Source organism: Promicromonospora kroppenstedtii DSM 19349 (assembly GCF_000515355.1).
Classification (GTDB): domain Bacteria; phylum Actinomycetota; class Actinomycetes; order Actinomycetales; family Cellulomonadaceae; genus Promicromonospora; species Promicromonospora kroppenstedtii.
In genome coordinates, this window is the sequence record NZ_KI911704.1 from 18,803 (window position 1) to 22,884 (window position 4,082).

2 protein-coding genes and 1 pseudogene are annotated in these 4,082 nt (G+C 70.0%); 2 read left to right on the top strand and 1 reads right to left on the bottom strand.

Annotation, left to right across the window (positions count from 1 at the left end):
- Positions 1-43: 43 nt before the first annotated feature.
- Positions 44-2,605 (bottom strand): ATP-dependent Clp protease ATP-binding subunit, encoded by a 2,562-nt coding sequence (locus tag PROKR_RS18640; RefSeq protein WP_036965612.1) that lies wholly within the window; start codon positions 2,603-2,605, stop codon positions 44-46.
- 295 nt (positions 2,606-2,900) lie between these two features.
- Between PROKR_RS18640 and PROKR_RS18645 the strand changes: the two genes are divergently transcribed.
- Together PROKR_RS18645 and PROKR_RS35410 are read left to right on the top strand one after the other, a co-directional pair.
- A complete protein-coding gene (locus tag PROKR_RS18645; RefSeq protein WP_036965613.1) occupies positions 2,901-3,521 on the top strand; it encodes a hypothetical protein in 621 nt (206 codons plus the stop codon).
- 34 nt (positions 3,522-3,555) lie between these two features.
- A pseudogene (locus PROKR_RS35410) lies at positions 3,556-4,082 on the top strand (hypothetical protein); the annotation flags it as partial.

Sequence of the window (4,082 nt, forward strand, 5' to 3'; positions counted from 1 at the left end):
GGGGTGGCCGGGCCTTGTGTCAGGACCGGGTCCTACCGGGCGATCACGCCCCGCCGGCCGCCATCTGGCCCGACGGCGGCAGGTCGCGCGGCACCAGACCGGCGCCCGCGGGCACCGACTGGGGCTCGGCCTGGGTCGGCCGACGACGCTCGTCCCGCTCCACACCCTGGAAGCTGAACTCGCCGAGGATGCCCTCGCCCTCGCCGTCGACGATCACGAGCTGACCCGCGGTGAGCTCGCCGAACAGGATCTTCTCGGACAGCGTGTCCTCGATCTCCCGCTGGATGGCTCGCTTCAGCGGACGGGCGCCGAGCACCGGGTCGTAGCCCTTCTCCGCCAGCAGGTGCTTCGCGGCGGGGGTGAGCTCGATGCCCATGTCCCGGTCGCGCAGGCGACGGTCGAGCTTCGCGATCTCCAGGTCGACGATCTCGATGATCTCGTCCTGCGAGAGCTGCGGGAACACGACCACGTCGTCGACGCGGTTGAGGAACTCCGGCCGGAAGTGCTGCTTGAGCTCCTCGTTGACCTTGGCCTTCATGCGCTCGTAGGAGGTCACCAGGTCGCCGCCGGCGTTGAAGCCGGTCTGGACGCCCTTGGCGATGTCCCGCGTGCCCAGGTTGGTGGTCATGATGATCACGGTGTTCTTGAAGTCGACCACGCGACCCTGCGAGTCCGTGAGACGACCGTCCTCGAGCACCTGCAGCAGCGAGTTGAAGATGTCGGCGTGCGCCTTCTCCACCTCGTCGAACAGGACCACGGAGAACGGCTTGCGCCGCACCTTCTCGGTCAGCTGGCCGCCCTCGTCGTAGCCGACGTATCCAGGCGGGGAGCCGAACAGGCGCGAGACCGTGTGCTTCTCCGAGAACTCGGACATGTCGAGCTGGATGAGCGCGTCCTCGTCGCCGAACAGGAACTCGGCGAGCGCCTTGGCGAGCTCGGTCTTACCGACACCCGTGGGGCCGGCGAAGATGAACGAGCCACCGGGACGCTTCGGGTCCTTGAGGCCGGCGCGCGTACGGCGGATCGCCTGCGACAGGGCCTTGATCGCGGCCTCCTGGCCGACGACCCGCTTGTGCAGCTCGTCCTCCATGTGGAGCAGCCGGCTGGACTCCTCCTCGGTGAGCTTGACGACCGGGATGCCCGTGGACATCGCCAGCACCTCGGCGATCAGCTCGTCGTCGACCTCCGCGACCGTGTCGAGGTCGCCCGACTTCCAGGCCTTCTCCTTGTCGGCGCGGACCTGCGTGAGCTGCTTCTCCTTGTCACGCAGCCCGGCGGCCTTCTCGAAGTCCTGCTCGTCGATCGCCGACTCCTTCTCGCGGCGCGCCTCGGCGATGGACTCGTCGAGCTCCTTGAGCTCCGGCGGCGCCGTCATACGACGGATGCGCAGCCGGGCCCCGGCCTCGTCGATCAGGTCGATCGCCTTGTCCGGGAGGAACCGGTCGTTGATGTACCGGTCCGCCAGCGTGGCCGCGGAGACCAGCGCCGAGTCCGTGATGGACACGCGGTGGTGCGCCTCGTAGCGGTCGCGCAGACCCTTGAGGATCTCGATGGCGTGCTCGAGCGACGGCTCCGACACCTGGATCGGCTGGAAGCGGCGCTCCAGGGCCGGGTCCTTCTCGACGTACTTGCGGTACTCGTCGAGGGTGGTGGCACCGATGGTCTGGAGCTCACCGCGAGCCAGCATGGGCTTCAGGATGGAGGCGGCGTCGATCGCGCCCTCGGCGGCACCCGCACCCACCAGGGTGTGGATCTCGTCGATGAACAGGATGATGTCGCCACGCGTGCGGATCTCCTTGAGCACCTTCTTGAGGCGCTCCTCGAAGTCACCGCGGTAGCGCGAGCCGGCCACAAGGGCGCCCAGGTCCAGCGTGTAGAGCTGCTTGTCCTTGAGCGTCTCGGGGACGTCGCCCTTGACGATGTCCTGCGCGAGGCCCTCGACGACGGCCGTCTTGCCGACGCCGGGCTCGCCGATCAGCACCGGGTTGTTCTTGGTGCGGCGGGACAGCACCTGCATGACCCGCTCGATCTCCTGCGTGCGCCCGATGACCGGGTCGAGCTTGCCCTCGCGCGCGGCCTGGGTGAGGTTGCGGCCGAACTGGTCGAGCACGGCCGAGCCCGCGGGCTGACCTTCCTGAGGGCCACCGGCGGAGACGGGCTCCTTGCCCTGGTAGCCGCTCAGCAGCTGGATGACCTGCTGGCGAACCTTGTTCAGGTCGGCACCCATCTTGGTGAGCACCTGTGCGGCAACGCCCTCACCCTCGCGGATGAGGCCGAGCAGGATGTGCTCGGTGCCGATGTAGTTGTGACCGAGCTGCAGCGCCTCGCGGAGCGACAGCTCAAGAACCTTCTTGGCGCGCGGCGTGAACGGGATGTGCCCGCTCGGCGCCTGCTGCCCCTCACCGATGATCTCGGTGACCTGGGTACGGACGCCGTCGAGCGAGATCCCGAGCGACTCCAGCGCCTTGGCGGCAACGCCCTCACCCTCGTGGATGAGGCCGAGCAGGATGTGCTCCGTGCCGATGTAGTTGTGGTTCAGCATCCGCGCCTCTTCCTGGGCGAGGACGACGACCCGACGGGCGCGATCCGTAAATCTCTCGAACATGTGCTGCTCCCTCACGAGCGGCGTACACCTGCACCGGCGGTACCAGGCCTGACCGCAACGACTCTATGCGCTCCCAACGCGGCGACCTACCGGTTGATGCCCATGTTCGCCAGGGGCGTGACGATGGACCGTCCGCGGACGGCAAAGCGCGCCCTCAGCGGGGCGACACGCCCGGGCGGCCCCGGAAGGCGGCGAGTCCCGGCTGATTCCCTGCCCATTCCGGCGAAGGTCGTTGACGCCTCCCCGTGCACCCGGCAGTCTCGTTCCCAGACCCGCACCCGCTCCGGGAGGCGCCATGGCGGACGAACCGAGCCCGACCCCCGAGTCCTGGGAACAGATCGTCGCGCGCTTCGCGCGCTTCTCCGGTGTCGTCGGCGAGGTGGACGACCCCCTGACGTGGGGTCTCGACCTCGTCGAGGAGGAGGTCACCGGTGTCTCCGACAGCACGGACCCGACGGAGGAGCGCTTCCTGCGCTCCTACCGCACCTTCGCCGGCGAGACCGTCGAGGTCGAGACGCTGCGCGTGCCCGCGACCCCGGCGCAGGTCGAGGACATCGTGCGTGCCGCCTGCAGCGGCGCGCTCGTGGCCCCGCTGCACGCCGACGTCGACCCGGCCGCCTCGCCCGAGGCGGCCGACGTGACGGACCTCGCCGAGTCGTACCAGGACTACCGCAGCGCGATGCGCGCGATCGTCGCCGAGGTGGACGACGTGCCGGTCGAGACGAAACAGTTCCACGTGGACGGCACCGCCAAGCGCTGCATGCGGGTCACCGTGCGGAACGTGACCGCCGTCTACTCCCCCGCGGCCGACCGGGCCCTGGTCGTGACCGGGCCTACCGACCTGGTGGACCGGGTCGACGTCGTCACGCGGCCCATCCGCAACCTCCTGCACGGTGAGGAGGGGCCGAGATTCTGAGCCCCGCGGCGGGCACGGCGGTAGGATCGCCGCCGTGATCCGCACCATCGCCTCCGCCGCAGCGACGCGGCCCATGGCACGTCACGCCACCGCACCACGCCGGCTCCTGCTGACCCTGCTGCTGTCCGTGCTCGCCCTGGCCGGCACGACCGCCGCCGGGCAGCGCGCCTCGGCCGCCGAGCCCTACGGGGACGACATCCGGGTGAGCTCGGACGGTGTGTCCTTCGAGCCCGGTCGTGAGAGCGACGAGGTCGCCTACGTGGTCCGCTCGCTAAACGGCAAGAGCGCGCGCTCGTACGGGCGGGACCTCACCCGCGGCGAGCAGAACCAGGGCTGGACCGCGTTCCGCGAGGCCGTGCAGGCCTACCCCGACGGCTACTGCGTGGTGTGGGTCGAGGTCGAGGACGCGAGCAGCTGGCACGAGACGAGCGGCGACAGCGTGTGCACCGCCACCGTGCGGCCCGCGGAGCCGACGTCGACCCCCGCCCCGGCCTCGACGCCCCGGCCCGCGGACGAGGAGACCCCGGAGGCCACGCCCACACCGGCCGAGACCGAGGCCCC

Coding starts and splice junctions, on each gene's coding strand:
- PROKR_RS18640 (WP_036965612.1), bottom strand. CDS start 2,605: ATGTTCGAGAGATTTACGGATCGCGCCCGTCGGGTCGTCGTCCTCGCC.
- PROKR_RS18645 (WP_036965613.1), top strand. CDS start 2,901: ATGGCGGACGAACCGAGCCCGACCCCCGAGTCCTGGGAACAGATCGTC.